We start from the raw sequence: 17745 nt of genomic DNA on the forward strand, positions 1-17745 counted from the left end.
CTTTATCGTGTTGGTATCTTGATTGGTATCTTGGCATAAAGGGCTTTTTTTGCATTGATTGACCAGCATCAGTCATCTTCATCGTTAATCATTGAATGGCTGACCATTAGCCAAAGTTAAAAGTTAAAAGTTATCCAGAGTTTACTATGCCATTTTCTATGCACCCATTGCCTAACCACACCCTCTGTTATCGTGATAAATGTCTGTCGCTGGCCAAACCGCAAATCATGGGCATACTTAACGTAACCCCAGACTCGTTTTCTGATGGTGGTGAGCATGACAGTGTTGCATTGGCTGTCAAGCATGCCAAGCAAATGATGGCACAAGGGGCCAGCATCATTGATATTGGTGGGGAATCCACTCGTCCCAATGCTGATGTGGTGAGTACCGACCAAGAGCTTGAACGTGTTGTGCCTGTGGTACAAGCCATTCGTAACCAGCTTGGCGATGACGTGTGGCTATCGATTGACACCAGTAATCCCAAAGTGATGATGGCATCAATTGAGGCAGGGGCAGACATCATCAATGATGTGAGAGCGTTAAAGCGAGAAGGTGCGGTGCAAGTGGTGGCAGATTTGGCTGTGCCTGTGGTACTGATGCACATGCGTGGTGAGCCTACCACCATGAATCAGTTAGCAAATTATGATGATGTGTTAACTGATGTGCTGACAGAGCTGAGCCAACGTGTCGATGCCGTGACCGCACAAGGGGTAAACCGCCATAACATCATCATTGACCCTGGTTTTGGTTTTGCCAAACATCATCAACACCATTGTCAACTGTTAAGACAATTACAGGCATTTGGCTGTTTTGACTTACCGATACTGTTTGGGGTCTCTCGCAAACGCTTTTTGGGAGAAGTGTTAGACAACAGTGGCACACCTGCTTTTATTGGGCATACGGTGAAAGACCGTGACCCTGTGGGTGTGGCAGCGGCGTTATTGGCGGTGCAACAAGGAGCGAGCATCATTCGTACCCATAATGTTGCCATGACCTGCCAAGCATTGGCAATTTATGAACAGGTTTTTTTACAACAGACACCCTTTAATGACGGACAGCAACATGACCACACAGCTTGAACCCACGATAGAGCAACGAAAAATCATCTACCAGGCCAGACGGGGCTTAAAAGAGCTGGATATTTTTATCGATCCGTATGTGAAACAGCATTACTTACACGCATCTGATGCTGAGCAACACGCCTTTGCAAAACTTTTAAGCCATGAAGATCCAGATTTACTTAATTTTTTTATGGACTTGGATAAGCCAGCTGAGACAGACGTTGCCAATCTGATTGCCAAGCTAAAACAGCTGGTGCAATCTTGATGTCTGATGATGGTTTGGACGGGTACTCGGACGCACACTGGCGGATTGACTGTGTCATCAGACCCAGTTGGTTAAAATATGGCATTGTGCTGATGGTCATGCTGTCGGTTGTGATGGTTTGTGTGACACAAAATTTGACTTTAATGGGTTGGCTGATACTCGGTGTGATGGTGGTTTTATTGAGTGTGTGGCAAATACGACAAGGCAGAATTAGCCACTTGACCGAACCGCCCAAGTCAGTGATGACTGCCAATATTTATGAACAAGCGACCCATCAGAATCAATCCATCGAAGCAACTTGGTTGATAAGACACCATCGCCACAATACTGACCCTCAGCTATGGCAAGGTTATCTGTCAGAGTCTGCGGTTTATCCGATGGTGGTGCAGTTGCGGTTTAAGATTGTTGAACCATTTTCTAGGAATCTGACAGTCAATGTCTGGCAAGACCAAGTAGACGCAAGGCATTGGCAACTTATCAATGTGTTGGCTCGTTTGTGACGGTTGGGTTTTTAATAAATCTTGACACAAATTATGATAAACTTTGTACCAAATGGACGCTGAGATTTTGCGGTAAACCAACCACAAACAATCACAAACAATCACAAGGAGAGACCACATGCCTGCCTTACGTACGGACATTGATGCCATTGATGCCAATGGCTTACTTGAATATTCGGTGGTGTATACCGACCGAGCATTAAATCACATGTCAACGTCCTTTCAACAGGTCATGCGTGACTTATCCACTGAGATGAAGCATGTCTATCATGCTGATGCGGTGGCGATTGTGCCGGGGTCTGGCACATTTGCCATGGAAGCGGTGGCTCGTCAACTGGCAAGCAATCAGCGGGTGCTGATTTTGCGTAACGGCTATTTTAGCTATCGCTGGACGCAAATCCTTGAAAAAGGGCACATCACCGATGACACAAACGTATTGCCTGCTCAGCAAGTGGTTAATGAGGGTGAACCGACCACGGACAATCTGCCTTTTGCTCCTGTCAAAATTGAGCAAGCCATTGCCAAAATTGAACAATACCGTCCGTCGGTGGTGTTCGCTCCACATGTTGAGACTTCTTCTGGCATCATCTTAAGTGATGACTACATCAAACAGCTTGCCGATGCTGTGCATGCTGTGGGTGGGTTATTGGTGATTGATTGCATCGCCAGCGGTTGTGTTTGGCTAAACATGACAGCGTTAGGCATTGATGTCATCATCTCTGCCCCACAAAAGGGCTGGAGCAGTACCCCTTGTGCAGGCATTGTGATGATGAATACGCAAGCGGTGCAAGCGGTACATGCCAGTGAGTCGACCAGCTTTAGCTGTGATTTAAAGCAGTGGCTTGCCATCATGCAAGCTTATGAAAATGGCGGACACGCCTATCATACCACCATGCCCACTGATGGCTTACGTCAGTTCCGTGATGTGGTGATGGAAGCCAAAGCCATTGGCTATGATGAGCTAAAATCTCGCCAATGGGAGCTTGGTAACCGTATCCGTGATTTGTTAGAAGATAATGACATCGACAGCGTGGCAGCAGATGGCTGGCAAGCCCCTGCGGTGGTGGTATGCTATACCGATGATGATGCCATGCACAAGGGTCAGGCCTTTGCCCAAGAGGGGGTACAGATAGCCGCTGGCATACCGTTGCAAGTGGGTGAGCCAGCTGGCTTTAAGACCTTTCGCTTGGGGCTGTTTGGCTTGGACAAACTTAAAGACATTGATGGCACGGTACAGCGGTTTGCTGATGTGTTGGATAAAGTATTGGCAAAAGGCATTGGCAAAAAGCAAAAATAGGTTGGCGATTATCTTTTACAAGAGTTTATTCCCAATAATCTGTATAGGGGGCAAAAACGGATAGAGCCTATCAACCCAACCAGCCCCCACCAACTTTGAAAATATAGCCCTAATCCCAATATCACTACCCCAATGATGATGCGTAACGCACGTTCGGTTTGTCCGACATTGATTTTTATTATTATCTCCTTTGCTCTGATAAAAAACGTGTTGTGGTAAAAAAAGCTTATGTGATTTGTTGAATGTTATTTGCCCAACACATTTAACGGAATTTTAAGGTAGCGTGTGCCATTGTCTTCAGGTTCGGGCATCTTGCCTGCTTGGATATTGACTTGTATCGATGGCAATATCAGATGGGGCATCGCAAGGGTGGCATCACGCCGTTCACGCATGACCACAAATTCTTCTTTATTTATCCCATCTTTAACATGAATGTTGCTCTGTTTTTGAGCGCTCACCGTGGTGGAAGGGGTATAGGTGCGACCGCCACTGGGATAGTCATGGCACAAATACATTAAGGTGTCATCAGGCAAAGTCAGCAAACGCTGGATAGAGTCGTATAGCGTGCCTGCGTCTCCCCCCGGAAAATCACAACGAGCTGTTCCCACGTCAGGGGCAAACAGCGTATCCCCCACAAACACCACTGTTTTTTCTTCATCAGTTGCCACATATGCCATGTCAGCAGGCGTATGCCCTGGTACATGCATGGCAGTGATGGTGATTTTGCCTAGCTTAAGTTGACTGTCTTCGTCTGTCAAGACATCAAACTGACTGGCATCGGTCTTAAAGTGGGCATCTAGGTTAAACACTTCTTTAAAGATGGTTTGCACTCCAGTAATGTGTTTACCAATCACCAATTTACCGCCAAGTTCGGCTTTTATGTGTGGTGCGGCGGATAAATGGTCAGCATGAGCGTGGGTTTCAATGATGTAATTAACCTGCCAGTGGTGCTGTTTGATAAAATCAATCACGTCATTGGCACTGGTGGTTGACGTGTGCCCTGATTTGGCATCAAAGTCCAACACAGGGTCGATGATGGCACACACGCCAGCATCAGCATCTGCCAAAATGTGCGTATAAGTTTCGGTATCTTGATGTAAAAAAGAATGCACTTGCATAACTGTTCCTGCGATTAATTTCTGTCTTAAATATCTTAAGGAAATTAGCTTAGCATGGACATATCAATATGTAAATATATATAATGTAAAAAACGCAATAATATTGACACGCATCATGTGATTACTGATAATAAGATAAACCATCATGTAATTAAGATGATAAAACCGTCATGAATCAGTCAGAGACCCCCATGAATGATACCCCAAAGACATCTGCCATTGATGGTATTAATGGCATTCACTCATGCCAAGATGATGATTTGATGCGTCAGATGCAAGCCGTCATATTTGATGCCAGCCAACTGCTGAAGTCTTTATCCCACCCTGATCGCTTGCTGTTGATGTGTCAGCTGACCCAAGGGGAGTATTGTGTCAGTGAACTTGAGCAGAAAATTGGTTTGGGGCAACCCAACCTATCGCAACAATTGGGCATATTGCGTAAACAGAACATGGTGGCGACTCGTCGTGATGGTAAGCAAATCTATTACCACATTACCAATGATGATGCGATGGCGTTATTGCAGTTATTGTATCAGCGGTTTTGTCTGGAGCGTTGATGGTTTTTATTTATTGTCTATTTTTCTTCTATTGTCTATTTATGCCATCTGACGGTTGTCCATCATGTCTCGTTGTCCATTGACCAAATTGCCGTTAGTATCTTCGCTATTGTCCTTATTTTCTGTGTTAGCCGTACCTGTTTGGTTGCGTGAGTATCGACTTGCCAATCTGCCCAGTGATGTGATTGCAGGCTTGGTGGTGGGGATACTGGTCATTCCGCAAAGTTTGGGCTATGCAACATTGGCAGGGTTGCCTCCTGAATATGGGTTGTATGCTGCCATCGTGCCTGTGCTGGTATATGCGTGGGCAGGTGCCAGTATGGTACAGGCGGTCGGCCCTGTTGCCATTGCTGCCATCATGACTGCCAGTAGTCTTGCCCCTTATGCTGATAGGGGGGTGGCGGTTTATGTCAGTATGGCAAGCCTACAAGCGGTGCTGGTGGGGGTGATGTTATGTTTAGCAGGGTGGTTAAAGTTGGGTTGGGTTACCCAGTTTATCAGCCGTGGGGTGGCATCAGGTTTTATCAGTGGGGCGGCGGTGCTGATATTCATCAGTCAGCTAAAATACGTAACTGGCGTGCCTTTTAGTGGTAACACACTGTTGAGTTATTTACATGGGTTTATTGGTCATATTCACCAGCTTCATGGGCTAACCACGCTCTTAGGGGCAGTGGGTTTTGTGCTGTTATTGCTCAATCGCCATGCCAAAGGTTGGCTATGGGGCTTTTGGCTTAATCAAGCTGATACCAAATGGGCAGAGCGACTGTTTCCGTTGGGTTTGGTGGTTGTTTTTATCGGATTGAGTCATCTTTTTGGTTGGGGCAATCAAGGTGTTAAGGTCATTGGCATCATTCCTAGCGGTTTGCCCCACTGGTCTTTGCCTGCCATGCCTAAAGTTGATGAGCTGATGACGCTATTGCCCAATGTGGGGCTGATGGCATTGATTATTTTTGTGTCCAGTCATTCGGTGGCAAGCCATTATGCCCGTTTGCGTCGTGAGCGGTTTGATGCCAGTTTGGAGCTAAAGGGGTTAGGGCTTGCCAATTTGGTGGGAGGCTTTTTTCAGAGTTTTGCCATTGCTGGGGGGGTCTCTCGCACCGCCATCAATGTCGATTCTGGGGCAAAGTCCCCCATCGCCAGCGTGGTAACTGTGGGTGTGATGGTATCGGCGTTGTTGGTCTTAGGACCATTGATGTCGCCCTTGCCATATGCGTTATTGGGGGCAACCATCATGTCATCTGTCATTGGCCTGATTGACTGGCGAACCTTTATTCACGCATGGCGAGTGGATAGGCTAGATGCCATCAGCTTTTCGGTAACCTTTGTGGCGGTGCTGGTGTTTGGGCTAAACATGGGTTTGGTACTGGGGCTGTTGGCATCATTTGCCAGTTTGATTTGGCAGTCCAGCCAACCACACATTGCCATTGTTGGTGTGCTTGAGGGAACAGAGCATTTTCGCAACATCAACCGTCATGATGTGCAAACTTTTGACAACCTGCTGATTATGCGGATAGATGAAAGTTTATTTTTTGGTAACAGTGAATCGGTACAGATGCAATTATTTAGTGCCATTAAAACCAAGCCCCAGGCCAGCGAGATAATCATCATCATGTCAGCGGTCAATCACATTGATTTGACCGCTCAAGAGATGTTAATTGAGTTAAATCACGCTTTGGTCAGCCAAAACAAGCGTTTGCACTATGCGGTTATCAAAGGTCCTGTGATGGACGTTATCGAGCATACCGATGTCATCAAGCAGTTATCTGGTAAGGTGTATTTAAGCACGATAAAAGCGGTGCAAGAACTTAAAAAATAGCTTAATTAAAAACAGCTTAAAAACTCAGGCAGATAAACTCAATCATGTGCCATAATACAAACCATTGCCACACACCCAAAAAGGATACCCCCATACCCAAAATGCACACCCCAAACCTGGTGGATAACAACATTGACCGCATCTGTCAGCTGTTCCCCCACTGCATCAGCGAAAAAGCAAAAACCGACGCGAGCGGCAACATTATCAAAGACAAAAAAGGACACCCCATCATCGAGTAATGACGTGGTGGTGTATGCCAAATTGCCCAAAAACTTCACCATACCACCCCCATTTGGGAGCTATAATCCTGACTGGGCAATCGCTTTTAACCAAGACAGCGTTCATCATGTGTATTTTGTCGCTGAAACCAAAGGCTCAACCCATGCCATTGACTTACGAGAGCGTGAAAAACAAAAGATTGCCAGTGCTGGGGTGTTTTTTGATAAACTAAGGCAAAGTCAAACAGATGAGACAGCGGATAAACAGCCCATGCCCATCACTTATGCCGTGGTCAGTAACTTTGAGCAGTTGATGCAAATGGTAGGCAAGCCAAGTGCTAAGTTACCCACTTAGGGTTGTTTGGGTTTAAATGGCATCAATCCATGACAAAAAAGCGTCATCATGCTGATATGATAAGCTTTGCCAAACTTTGATTGAACTTTAATCAAACTTTAATCAATGAAATGCTTTAATCAATGAAATAAGGACATCAAATGACCACCACCATACAATTCTCCGCCCAAATCCAGCCACAACAAGTCAAAGACATTGCCAAGCAAGGGTTTAAAACGTTAATCAACAACCGTCCTGATGGTGAAGAAGCCAATCAACCCCACAATGCTGATATCGAACAAGCTGCCAAAGAAGCTGGGTTGGCGTATAAAGCCATTTTATTTGCAGGTGGGCAGTTGACTCAAACTCAAGTAGAAGAGTTTGCCAAATTTTATAACCAGTCTGATAAACCTGTGTTGATGTTTTGTCGTACTGGCAACCGCAGTAACATGTTGTATCAAACAGCTGAGCAGATGGATTTGTTGGACGATTAGCTGAATGTTGGTTAAACAGGTTGCTCAGAGATGAGCTGACCACAACAAAAAAATTTAAAAAAAATTTATTCATGGTTAAGCTATGAAAACTGGGTTTTTTTGGTAAAATGTAATAATATAACGTTTTAGTTTAATCATTTCATATTAACCAACCCATGTTATCCATCATAGACCTATCATCATGAAAAATTTTACCCATTTCACCCAGTCTTCTTTATCTCAAGCATTGTCGCAAGCATTGCCAAAAGCATTGTTTGCCATCAATGTCAGCATCATTCATTTGAGCATGGGCGTATCGTCAGCCCATGCAGCCACAGACCCAACCGCAACCACAGACTCAAACCATCACCCTTCTAATGCCAAACTGCCCTTGGTTCAACTAAATGCCTTAACATTTACTTCAGATAATAATGACACTGCCACCAGTCACTTATTGGGTGAAAGCCCTAATGTGTCAGGTGTTTTGATTCATAAAAGTGAGTTGCAACAACGAGCAACCACCCTAGGTGATGCTTTGGCAGGTGAGCTTGGTGTTCATTCTAACCATTTTGGTGGCGGTGCATCAGCCCCCATCATTCGTGGGCAGGAGGGTAAACGCCTTAAAATCCTACAAAACGGCTCAGAGGTTGTGGACATGTCTGGGTTATCGCCAGACCATGCCATAGCGGTGGATACCACACTGGCAAAACAGGTGGAGATTGTGCGAGGCTCTGGTGCCTTGTTGTACGCCTCTGGCAACTCAGCAGGCGTGGTCAATGTCGTTGATGACAAAATACCCAGCAAATTGCCCAGCAAATTACAAGGTGATGCGGCGGTGCGTCTTAGCAGTGCCAACCGTGAAAAATTAATCACCGCCAGTGCCGAAGCCCCACTGGGAGAACATGTGGCAGTGCGTGTTGCAGGGCTGTCCAAACAAGCAGCAGACTATAAAACGCCACGCTTTGACCGCCTTGTCTTTAACGAAGAATCTGAATACGATGACACTCAGCCAGAATTCATCTATAAAGACACCTTAAAACATCTGCCAGACAGCCATGCCAAATCAAACGCAGGAACGCTTGGCGTGTCATGGGTTGGCAATCAAGGCTTTTTGGGGGCGTCGGTGAACTTACGCCGAGACAAATATGGCCTGCCCAACCATTCACATGAATATGAAGAATGTAGCGTACATGGCATTTCTCAGTCCGCCTTACAATACAAGCCATATTTGCGTTTGTATCCTTTTTTGATGGAAAATGATGACTTAGAGTTTGACAATGCAGGGCTTGAATGCCATACACATGATGACCATGCTCATGACCACGACCACGAGCATGGCAAACCGTGGATTGATTTGAAAATGAAGCGTTATGATGTGCAAGGGCAAATCCATGCACCGTTTGCTGGCATTGATAAAATCCGAGCCAGCATGGGCAAAGCGGATTATCATCATGATGAGATAGATGGGGGTGAGAAGACCAGCTTTTTTGACAATCAAGCCAATGTGTGGCGTCTGGAAGCCTCACATACCCCCATTCATACGCCGATGGGCAAGTTTAGCGGGGTGTTTGGGATCGGTTATCTCACCTCAAAAAATAGCGGACTTGTGCCACCTCGTTATGAAGATGGCAATAAACAAGACACCCAAAACATCTTGCACAATAATAAAACCAAGACAAGCAGTGTGTTTTGGTTTGAAGAATACAAGCCCAATGACAAGCTGACAGTTGACGCCGCCGCTCGCATTGAGAAACAAACCATCACCATGGATTATGATAAAAAAGCCATTTATCAGAGCTTGGACAAAGGTTTGGCAACCGCTCATGAACCAGACATACGCTTTAAACGATTGCTTGACAGTGGTACTTTAAACCCCCAAAAACAAACTGCACGCTCGTATGCTGTTGGGACGCATTTACAATTAACGCCCAAACATAAATTATCGCTGAATCTGTCGCATCAAGAACGCCTGCCCAATGCTCAGGAATTGTATGCTCACGGCATGCACCTTGCCACCAACTCTTTTGAAATTGGTAACCGATTTTTAAACAAAGAAAAATCCAACAACATTGATTTGGGGCTGACATTTCAAGGTGATAAATGGGATTACCGTCTTGGTGGCTATCATTATGATTTTGATAACTATGTATTTTTACAAACATTGTCGCAGTATAAGCAAGGTTTGCGTGGCATGCGTCATGATAAAGACTTAAAAACCGCACGCTATGAACAAGCAGCGGCGAAATTTTATGGATTTGATGCCAACATCGGTTATCAGATTAATGATGTGTATCATGTGGCGTTATTTGGTGATTATATTCGTGGCAAACTCACCAATTTGCCTGACAAACAAGGCAGAACCGATGCGTATGGCAACCGTCCTCTCATCAAACAGCCAGACAGCCATACGCCAAGACTGCCACCAAAACGCCTTGGCATGAAATTAACCGCCAATGTTAATGCAAATTGGTCAGGGTCTTTGGAATATCGCCATACCTTCAAACAAGATAAATTGGCGAATTTTGAACGCCCAACCCCAGCTCATAACTTGGTGAATTTGGGGCTTAACTATCAGCACAAGCCAAGCCATCAAGCAGGCTCGGTTCAGGTATTTTTTAATGCCAACAATCTATTAAATGATAAAGTCTTTGCTCACGAGACATTTTTCCCAGACATGCCACAAATGGGGCGAAACTTTATGCTCGGGGCAAATGTCAGCTATTAAATGGTCAGCCATTAACAGTTAGTCATTAAGGGCAGTGGCTAATGGCTCATCTAAAAAAACCAAAAAAAACGCATCATGTTTTAATATGATGCGTTTTTTTACTCAGGTTACTGTTTGGTAGGTTGCTGTTTAGGACATGTACTGCCCACCATTGACCGATATTGTCTCACCTGTTACAAAGATGGCTTCAGGGCTTATCAAATACATACAAGCAGCGGCAATCTCTTCAGCAGCTGCCAGACGCTCCATGGGAATGCTGGTGCGAATTTTATCAAGTATTTTTTCAGGAACTTTGGCAACCATGGGAGTCATGGTGTAACCGGGGGCAACCACGTTGCAAGTAACGTTGGATTTTGCACCTTCGTGTGCCAATGCTTTGCTAAAGCCAATGATGCCTGCCTTGGTGGCAGAATAGTTGGTCTGTCCGTATTGCCCACGCAAACCGTTCACTGAGCTTATGTTGACGATGCGACCGTGATTTTGTTCAAGCATGCGTAAAAACACAGGGCGTACCACGGTATACAGTGAAGTCAGGTTGGTATCAATGACTTCTTTCCACTGCTCAAAGGTCATTTTTTTAAAGGTACTGTCACGGGTGATGCCTGCTGAGTTGATTAGAACATCGATGCTGTCATATTTGTTTAAGGTGGCTTCTAACAGTTGGGTGGCATCATCATGGTTACTGACATCTAAAGCGATGAATTCAAAATCATCAGGGTTAAAACCATAATCTTCACACCACTGTTGGATACGTTCTGGGTCGTGTTTGCTTAAAGTGGCAATGACTTGATAGCCGTTATCCACCAATTTGCGACAGATGGCAGTGCCGATACCACCCAATGCACCAGTGACTAAAGCGATGGGTTGTTTGTTTGTGTTTGGGGTGTTGTGATTCATGGTTATTTTCTCCATTGCGTTGATTGCATGATGTGATTTAAAAACGATTACCACGCAACGCTTGTCCATGACCTTCCTGGCATCGGACAAACATTGCAAAATCAGGTGGTAATGTTCTCATATTAGCCTAAATTTTGCCAAATGCCTACTTTGTTATGTAAATTTGGGTAAATTTGGCATGTGAATTTAGCAAAGTTTGACTAATCTTGTGAGCGTTTATTGCGTCTTTGTCGCATACGCATGTTTAAGATGTCCACCGCATCCATTTCACGCTCGCTTAATGGGCTGTTTATATGCTCATTGTCTTGAGATGATTTTTCCTCATCAATGGCTGGCTCGTCAATGGTTTGATGGGCATAATCGGTCAATGAGGGGTCATCTGTTAGCACCACAGTGGTGTTGCCAAGGTCATTATGGTTAATATGATGATTATCATTGCCATCGTTATCATCATTGTTTGATGTCAAAGAATGGTCAAAAGATGCTGATATTATTTGTTGTGAGTGTGACAATGCTTGTTGTGTTTGAATGGGTGGTTGGGCTTGTGGCATTGGTTGGCTTGGTGGCTGACTTGGCGGCTGATTTGATGCCATTGACGTGCCATCATGCACATCAAGGACTGATGAGTTTGGGTCAGTGATTTGGGGTGATGTGGTTGCTTGCAGATTGCCCATGGTGCGTTTCATATATGCCGTCAGATTGTTGATGGCGTTTTCAGGGCTATGTGGGTTATGACGGTACTGTACTTGCGTGAGTGTCTCATCAAACACATCGGTTAACAAGCTGTCAAATCGCAAGCCGTTATAGTCAATTAAGGCTTCTGATTCTTCTTCGCTGATAAACCCTGTTTGCACCGCTGCTACCACATGGTCTTCAAAGCTGATGCCAGTAAATTGCCCTTTGCTTTCGGCTTTTTTAAAGCGTTTCCATAACGGTTCAATGGCAAGCAGTTTTTGGTAGGCGTTTTCTAAGCGTCCTGTTACGTCATCGGCGTCGGTTTGATAATAGACCATGGTTTTAAGTTGCTGACGAAAGGGATTATCATCAGCATCGGTCAGCCACAATGAGCCAAGTTGGCGACGCTGTTCATCGGTGGGTTTGGCAAACGAGCGACCAAGTGGGAAGGTCAACAACTTAACCAACGTGGCTGGTAGACGGTTGGGAAAATTGGCAAACAAATCAAAACATGCTTCTTGAATGGCATATAGTGCTTTATCCAATGCCAGCTTGGCATGTTGCTGTTCACTTTGGCTTTGTGAACCGTGGGCATAAAATTGTAGCACGGCTGTCATCATAAACAGTTGTGAGTGGATATCCGCCAATCGTCCTGATAGCATCTCTTTGCGTTTTAAATCCCCTGCTAAAATGCCCAACGCCATGTCAGCGGTGGTGGCAAAAACGGCACTTAGGCGGTTAATATGGCGATAATAAGGCTTGCTAAAATGGTCAGCAAATGGAGGACTGTCGTTTACACCACCAAATAATCCTGCCACAAAAGCGGTGGCAGCACGGTTGGCACTGTAAGATAAATGTTGTGTTAACAGTTTATCAAAGTCAGCCAAGGTTTTGTCAGTTGGCTTGGTTTGTAGCAGTTGTAGTTCATCGTATAGATATGGGTGGCATCGCATTGCCCCTTGACCAAATATCATTAATGAACGGGTCAAGATGTTTGCCCCTTCCACGGTGATGGCAACAGGAATGGATTGGTAGATATTTGCCAAAAAGTTGCGTGGCCCTTGTTGAATGCCACGACCACCCACGATGTCCATGGCGTGATTGGTTGAGACACGCATGGTCTCGGTGGCGTGGTATTTTGCCATGGCGGTCATCACCGATGGCGTACCGCCTTGGTCAAGACCGCAAGTAACCAAATGGCGAAAAGCTTCGAGTAGATACGCATTGGCAGCGATGTCACTGCTGACCTCTTGCACGCCTTCAAACTCACCAACACACACCTTAAATTGCTCTCGCACCTTGGCAAATGCCCCTGTGGTGAGATACACCATTTCTGCATTAGCGGTTGATAGGGCAGGCAGTGAAATGCCCCGCCCAACACCCAAGCACTCCATCAGCATTCGCCAACCTTTGCCAGCATTTTTCACCCCACCAATGATAAAATCCAGTGGGATAAACACGTGTGAGCCTGTTACCGTGCCATTCATAAACGGTGAGCCACTTGGCGAATGACGGCCCCCTATCACCACACCCTCATGATCAGCGGGGATTAACGCACAGGTGATGCCATAATCAACTTTATGCGCCTTGTCTGTGTCAATGCCATCTGTGTCAATGCCATCTGTGTCAATGCCAAGCTCTTTGGCACAATATTTGGGCAACAACCCATCAGGGTCATATAACTTAAACGCCAAGCCCACCACCGTGGCAATGGGTGCTAAGGTAATCCAACGTTTGGAGAAGTTCATCATCAGCCCCAACACTTGCTTGCCTTGATATTCACCAAAACCAACAATGCCTGTGTCAGGGATTGCCCCAGCATCTGAGCCTGCTTCAGGGCCTGTCAGCCCAAAGCAAGGAATTTCCTTGCCTTTGGCAAGCCCTGGTAGCCATCGATTTTTTTGTTCCTCTGTGCCATATTTCATCAACAGCTCACCAGGCCCTAATGAATTAGGCACCATACAAGTAACGGCGGTGGTAACCGAACGAGAAGCGATTTTGCTCATCACTCGACTTTGGGCATAAGCAGAAAACGCCAAGCCGCCATATTCTTTAGGAATGATAAGCCCCAAAAACCCCTGAGATTTGATATATTGCCAAGCATCATCGCTTAAGCCTTTGTTTTGGTTAATCTGCCATTCATCGACCATGGCACATAGGGTGTTGACTTCATTATCTAAAAAAGCTTGCTCTTGTGCTGTCAATGTGGGGTAGGGATAATTAGCAAATGTCTGCCAATCTGGTTTGCCCATAAACAGCTCTTTTTCCCACCAACTGCTGCCAGCATCTAAAGCTTCTTTCTCGGTATCGCTCATTGGAGGCATGGCAGTACTTAAATGGTGATAGGCAGGCTTGATAATCCAGTTTTGACGAAGCGTATCAATGGTAATCACCAAAGCAGCCAGTAATAACGGTATGCCCAAAAGTAACGACCAAGGGGTCAAAAACCCCGTTACCAAAACCACCACGGCTAAGATGACCGTTGCCATCATACGGGGCGGTTGCCATAAAAATATCAATACCAATGCAACTAACTGTAGTGCAATTACCAACAGCAACCATATCCAAGCAAACATAGACACATTTTCCCAAAAAGCAATCAAATACAAATACTAAAATACCAAGCATTCAACCTTAAATGCTAGCTTAAAGGCTAGTCAGATGGGATTCAATACATACTGGGTAACAAAATGGCCAAATGACCACCAAATAACCAAATGACTACATAAACAGCCAAACAACTCGCCAAACCGCCAAATATTTCAAATAAAACTCAAAAGGGAGAATGACCGCTTTCGGCATAGCTGAAAGTGGCATTTTTGCCAACAATGATATGGTCAATCAAATCAATGTCAATTAACCGACAAGCCTGATACAAATCTTTGGTTAAGCTGTCGTCAGCAACAGAAGGTGTGGCATCTGCTTGGGGGTGGTTGTGAGCGATGATAAGTGATGTGGCAATGTGGCTTAAGGCGTGTTTTAACACTTGGCGAATGCACACCGAACAATGGGTAATCCCACCGACAAACAACACCTGATAATCAATCAGCCTTAACTCACTGTCCAAACAGAGCACCGCAAAAACTTCATTGGGTTGGGTTCTTAACTGTGTTGTTACATAATCTTTGACCAGTTGTGATTGGTTAAGTGGTTGCCCTGTTTTTAGCTGACTGTCCAGATAGCGTTTACCCATCTCCAAACTTGCCATCATTTGGGCGTATTTGGCAGTGCCAATGCCATGACACCCCAGCACCGCATGACTGGGGGCGGATAACAGCTCTGCTAAACTGCCAAACTGCTCAATCAACCAACGAGCCAGCTCAATGGCGGATTGTTCTTTTGTCCCTGTCCGCAAAAATATCGCCAAAATTTCTGCATCACTTAAAGCAGACGCGCCCAATTTTAATAACTTTTCTCTGGGGCGGTCATCTTCGTGCCAGTCTTTGATTGCCATGAGTTTGTTTACCGTCAGTTTTATGTATGTCAGTTTTGTGTATTTAGATGAACATGGCGAACACCATATAAAAATGGTACATTTCACCCATCTGAAATCATTATAGTCAATTTTCATGACCTATGGGAAAAATCCACTTTGGCACGGTTGTGCTGTTTCTGTTAGCGGTTGTGTTGTTGTGGCTGGGCATTTATTGGCAACGCCTAGCGGTGTGTCGGCGATTAAACCGATGGGCAAATCGCTTATGGTGGCTGGCATGGATAGGATTTGTGGCTTGGGTGGTAAGTTTGGGGTTGTTTTTTGTAGCATTACAACAGCGAATGACAAGTGATGTGGTGCAGTCGCATACACCTTTGTCTGCCATCATTATTTTAGGCTCAGGCACGACAGAAGGTAAGCCCACACCCACGCTGGAAAACCGCTTAGACACCGCCGTTTATGTGTATCACACTCACCCTAAGGCGGTGTTGGTGATCAGTGGAGGGGTAGCGCGGGGTAAAAACCAAAGTGAAGCAGAAATCATGGCAACCTATCTGACACGCATACATGGTGTGCCAGTGGCTGCCATTCATCAAGAAAGACGCAGTACCAGCACCGAAGAAAATCTAAAATTTAGCCAAGCGATTTTGCACCAGCAGGGCATTGGCTTGCATGACCACATTGCCATTGTTACCAGTGATTTTCATACCATTCGTGCATCTGCCATTGCTCATCATCAAGGCTATGAGCAGGTGAGCATGGTGGCAAGTGCAACACCGTCATCAATCCGTTATAATGCGTGGTTTCGTGAGTATTTTGCCTGTATTAGTGGCTGGCTTTTAGGAGAATATTGACATGGCATTGAAGATAACAACAGACTGCATTAACTGTGACATCTGTGAGCCAGAATGCCCCAATGATGCCATCAGCTATGACCAAAAAGGACAAAAAACTTACGTCATCAACCCTGATTTATGCACCGAATGCGTGGGCTTTTATGATGAGCCCACTTGTGATAAAGTCTGCCCCATTGATTGCATCATCAAAGACCCCGAACGTGTCGAAAGCCCAGAAGCGTTAGAAGCAAAATACCGTAAGATTTGGAATAAGTAACAAATCCCAAATGCCCTAAATAATTGAAATGCCCCAAATAATTGGGGCGTTTATCATGTGCTTGTGATGTGTGAATGCTTGTAATGTGCTGGTTATGTGGCTGTCATATGGAAGCAATGGGAAGCCAAGTTGATTTATTTGTTTTGCAGCCAGCTGGTTGCTTGATTGCGAGCGTTGGTGATGTCTTTTGAGCTTAGGTTGAGTGCCAGCTGACCAATTTTACCACGAGCCTTATTGCGTACTCGCTCATCGAGCATGCCATCACGAGCTGACAAATCATACCATTTATAGGCATCAACCAGTTTTTGTTGCTTTTCTTCAATCATGGCGAGCAGATAGCTGGCACGGTTGTCGCCGTGCATGGTGGCTTTTTCTAGCCAATAGCGAGCTTGTTGTTCATTAACAGGCACGCCTTGCCCCATGGCATACATTTTGCCTAAGTTTAGCTGAGCTGGGATAACGCCCTGGTTAGCAGCACGAGTATACCAATGCACTGCTTTGGCAGGGTCGGGGGTGAAACCTTGTCCTTTTTGTAGGCGTTTTGCCAAATAAAACTGAGCATGTTGGTTATTTTGGTTGGCAAGTTGTACCAACTGTTCAGCACCCATTAAGTCAAAACGAGAGTAATCCAGTGGCACATTTGAGATAAGTTCAGCTTGTGATACACTTGCCAAGCTCAGAACAGCGGTCATCAATACTGCCTTTACTGTCGTCTTAACGGTCATCTTAAAAAACGCCATAAAAATTCCCTATTATCTGTGATAAGCATGAAACGATAAATAAGAAGCTTAATAAACAAAAACTAACATTTGCTGAGCCAACATTAACTTGGCATATCTAAACACACAATTGAGTGTACAAATGTTAGCCAAAACATACCCCTAGCTTAACATTCCCATTTGCTCAACTCAAACATTTTTTAACCTAAGCCATGCACAATGTTACAATCCATAAAACACCATGATGGCGTAAAATCATAGTGAAATCAACGACTTAGCATTTATTTTTCTCGTATTTTTATATTGTAACGACACAGTAAGATTGTAACCAATTACTACAGCAATACTTAAGTAAGAATGCCTTGACACTTAAGCAAGATTGGCTTTTAGTGTGATAAGCCAGCTGCGCATGTTATCCATTGTTATCCATGACCCAAACGCCCATTTTTATGATTTTAGGTTTTTAATGTGATGACATGTTGTTTAATGTGATGACATGCGATGGCACTTGTGTTTTAATGCTGCTTCAGCGACAATAATTTAT

At 44.9% G+C, this 17745-nt stretch carries 18 protein-coding genes; 12 read left to right on the top strand and 6 right to left on the bottom strand.

Translation table 11 applies throughout. The features are described 5' to 3' along the window. Positions 1–146 precede the first annotated feature (146 nt). From folP to WDM69_RS01480, 4 genes are all read left to right on the top strand, one after another. Positions 147–1079, top strand: coding sequence for a dihydropteroate synthase (folP, locus tag WDM69_RS01465; protein ID WP_338755527.1), 933 nt, complete (start codon positions 147–149; stop codon positions 1077–1079). Continuing rightward, positions 1063–1326 carry a succinate dehydrogenase assembly factor 2 gene (locus WDM69_RS01470; RefSeq protein ID WP_078307572.1) on the top strand — a complete coding sequence of 88 codons (264 nt, stop codon included), beginning with the start codon at positions 1063–1065 and terminating at the stop codon, positions 1324–1326. Before folP ends, WDM69_RS01470 begins: the two co-directional genes overlap by 17 nt. After that, the gene (locus WDM69_RS01475; RefSeq protein WP_338755528.1) at positions 1326–1826 is read left to right on the top strand and encodes a hypothetical protein; all 501 of its coding nucleotides are present in this window, start codon (positions 1326–1328) and stop codon (positions 1824–1826) included. Before WDM69_RS01470 ends, WDM69_RS01475 begins: the two co-directional genes overlap by 1 nt. Positions 1827–1944: 118 nt before the next feature. Beyond that, entirely contained in the window at positions 1945–3123 is a 1179-nt protein-coding gene (locus tag WDM69_RS01480) for an alanine--glyoxylate aminotransferase family protein (protein WP_338755529.1), read from the top strand. Positions 3124–3131: 8 nt separating this feature from the next. Here the strand turns inward: WDM69_RS01480 and WDM69_RS01485 are convergent, their stop codons facing one another. Continuing rightward, positions 3132–3248 carry a DUF2892 domain-containing protein gene (locus WDM69_RS01485; protein ID WP_338755530.1) on the bottom strand — a complete coding sequence of 39 codons (117 nt, stop codon included), beginning with the start codon at positions 3246–3248 and terminating at the stop codon, positions 3132–3134. 120 nt (positions 3249–3368) lie between these two features. Then, the gene (locus WDM69_RS01490; RefSeq protein WP_338755531.1) at positions 3369–4241 is read right to left on the bottom strand and encodes an MBL fold metallo-hydrolase; all 873 of its coding nucleotides are present in this window, start codon (positions 4239–4241) and stop codon (positions 3369–3371) included. A 191-nt stretch (positions 4242–4432) separates the two neighbouring features. Between WDM69_RS01490 and WDM69_RS01495 the strand changes: the two genes are divergently transcribed. The 6 genes from WDM69_RS01495 to WDM69_RS01520 all read left to right on the top strand — a co-directional run bounded on the left by WDM69_RS01495 (position 4433) and on the right by WDM69_RS01520 (position 10364). Then, positions 4433–4798 carry an ArsR/SmtB family transcription factor gene (locus WDM69_RS01495; protein ID WP_422393261.1) on the top strand — a complete coding sequence of 122 codons (366 nt, stop codon included), beginning with the start codon at positions 4433–4435 and terminating at the stop codon, positions 4796–4798. A gap of 64 nt (positions 4799–4862) precedes the next feature. Further along, positions 4863–6614 (top strand): SulP family inorganic anion transporter, encoded by a 1752-nt coding sequence (locus WDM69_RS01500; RefSeq protein WP_078307392.1) that lies wholly within the window; start codon positions 4863–4865, stop codon positions 6612–6614. 44 nt (positions 6615–6658) lie between these two features. Continuing rightward, a complete protein-coding gene (locus WDM69_RS01505) occupies positions 6659–6853 on the top strand; it encodes a hypothetical protein (protein WP_143823300.1) in 195 nt (64 codons plus the stop codon). Positions 6854–6863: 10 nt separating this feature from the next. Further along, positions 6864–7187 (top strand): hypothetical protein, encoded by a 324-nt coding sequence (locus tag WDM69_RS01510; protein ID WP_143823301.1) that lies wholly within the window; start codon positions 6864–6866, stop codon positions 7185–7187. Positions 7188–7327: 140 nt separating this feature from the next. Further along, entirely contained in the window at positions 7328–7660 is a 333-nt protein-coding gene (locus WDM69_RS01515) for a TIGR01244 family sulfur transferase (RefSeq protein ID WP_078307396.1), read from the top strand. Positions 7661–7841: 181 nt separating this feature from the next. Further along, complete coding sequence (locus tag WDM69_RS01520) at positions 7842–10364, top strand: TonB-dependent receptor (protein WP_338755532.1); 2523 nt, start codon at positions 7842–7844, stop codon at positions 10362–10364. Positions 10365–10493: 129 nt separating this feature from the next. On the opposite strand, the gene phbB is transcribed toward WDM69_RS01520, so the two are convergent. The 3 genes from phbB to radC form a co-directional block, all read right to left on the bottom strand. Continuing rightward, positions 10494–11261: an acetoacetyl-CoA reductase gene (gene phbB / locus WDM69_RS01525; protein WP_338755533.1), complete on the bottom strand. Its 768-nt coding sequence runs from the start codon at positions 11259–11261 to the stop codon at positions 10494–10496. A gap of 200 nt (positions 11262–11461) precedes the next feature. Continuing rightward, positions 11462–14512, bottom strand: a complete 3051-nt coding sequence (locus WDM69_RS01530) for an acyl-CoA dehydrogenase (RefSeq protein WP_338755534.1) — start codon at positions 14510–14512, stop codon at positions 11462–11464. A 197-nt stretch (positions 14513–14709) separates the two neighbouring features. Continuing rightward, positions 14710–15390 carry a RadC family protein gene (radC, locus tag WDM69_RS01535; protein ID WP_338755535.1) on the bottom strand — a complete coding sequence of 227 codons (681 nt, stop codon included), beginning with the start codon at positions 15388–15390 and terminating at the stop codon, positions 14710–14712. 122 nt (positions 15391–15512) lie between these two features. On the opposite strand from radC, the gene WDM69_RS01540 reads away from it, so the two are divergent. Together WDM69_RS01540 and WDM69_RS01545 are read left to right on the top strand one after the other, a co-directional pair. Continuing rightward, positions 15513–16223, top strand: a complete 711-nt coding sequence (locus tag WDM69_RS01540) for a YdcF family protein (RefSeq protein ID WP_338755536.1) — start codon at positions 15513–15515, stop codon at positions 16221–16223. A 1-nt stretch (position 16224) separates the two neighbouring features. Next, the gene (locus tag WDM69_RS01545) at positions 16225–16482 is read left to right on the top strand and encodes a YfhL family 4Fe-4S dicluster ferredoxin (RefSeq protein ID WP_078307404.1); all 258 of its coding nucleotides are present in this window, start codon (positions 16225–16227) and stop codon (positions 16480–16482) included. Between the two features lie 134 nt (positions 16483–16616). Here the strand turns inward: WDM69_RS01545 and WDM69_RS01550 are convergent, their stop codons facing one another. Next, a complete protein-coding gene (locus tag WDM69_RS01550; RefSeq protein ID WP_240494893.1) occupies positions 16617–17222 on the bottom strand; it encodes a tetratricopeptide repeat protein in 606 nt (201 codons plus the stop codon). Positions 17223–17745: the final 523 nt, after the last annotated feature.

Source organism: Lwoffella lincolnii (genome assembly GCF_037201985.1).
In the GTDB taxonomy this organism is placed as follows: Bacteria; Pseudomonadota; Gammaproteobacteria; order Pseudomonadales; family Moraxellaceae; genus Psychrobacter; species Psychrobacter lincolnii.

Bases quoted from the DNA above. Each gene is read 5' to 3' on its own strand.
- WDM69_RS01480 (WP_338755529.1), top strand. From the start codon at position 1,945: ATGCCTGCCTTACGTACGGACATTGATGCCATTGATGCCAATGGCTTA.
- WDM69_RS01505 (WP_143823300.1), top strand. From the start codon at position 6,659: ATGTGCCATAATACAAACCATTGCCACACACCCAAAAAGGATACCCCC.
- WDM69_RS01520 (WP_338755532.1), top strand. From the start codon at position 7,842: ATGAAAAATTTTACCCATTTCACCCAGTCTTCTTTATCTCAAGCATTG.
- WDM69_RS01530 (WP_338755534.1), bottom strand. From the start codon at position 14,512: ATGTTTGCTTGGATATGGTTGCTGTTGGTAATTGCACTACAGTTAGTT.
- WDM69_RS01475 (WP_338755528.1), top strand. From the start codon at position 1,326: ATGTCTGATGATGGTTTGGACGGGTACTCGGACGCACACTGGCGGATT.
- WDM69_RS01515 (WP_078307396.1), top strand. From the start codon at position 7,328: ATGACCACCACCATACAATTCTCCGCCCAAATCCAGCCACAACAAGTC.
- WDM69_RS01500 (WP_078307392.1), top strand. From the start codon at position 4,863: ATGTCTCGTTGTCCATTGACCAAATTGCCGTTAGTATCTTCGCTATTG.
- WDM69_RS01550 (WP_240494893.1), bottom strand. From the start codon at position 17,222: ATGGCGTTTTTTAAGATGACCGTTAAGACGACAGTAAAGGCAGTATTG.
- phbB (WP_338755533.1), bottom strand. From the start codon at position 11,261: ATGAATCACAACACCCCAAACACAAACAAACAACCCATCGCTTTAGTC.
- WDM69_RS01495 (WP_422393261.1), top strand. From the start codon at position 4,433: ATGAATGATACCCCAAAGACATCTGCCATTGATGGTATTAATGGCATT.
- folP (WP_338755527.1), top strand. From the start codon at position 147: ATGCCATTTTCTATGCACCCATTGCCTAACCACACCCTCTGTTATCGT.
- WDM69_RS01470 (WP_078307572.1), top strand. From the start codon at position 1,063: ATGACCACACAGCTTGAACCCACGATAGAGCAACGAAAAATCATCTAC.
- WDM69_RS01545 (WP_078307404.1), top strand. From the start codon at position 16,225: ATGGCATTGAAGATAACAACAGACTGCATTAACTGTGACATCTGTGAG.
- WDM69_RS01540 (WP_338755536.1), top strand. From the start codon at position 15,513: ATGGGAAAAATCCACTTTGGCACGGTTGTGCTGTTTCTGTTAGCGGTT.
- radC (WP_338755535.1), bottom strand. From the start codon at position 15,390: ATGGCAATCAAAGACTGGCACGAAGATGACCGCCCCAGAGAAAAGTTA.
- WDM69_RS01490 (WP_338755531.1), bottom strand. From the start codon at position 4,241: ATGCAAGTGCATTCTTTTTTACATCAAGATACCGAAACTTATACGCAC.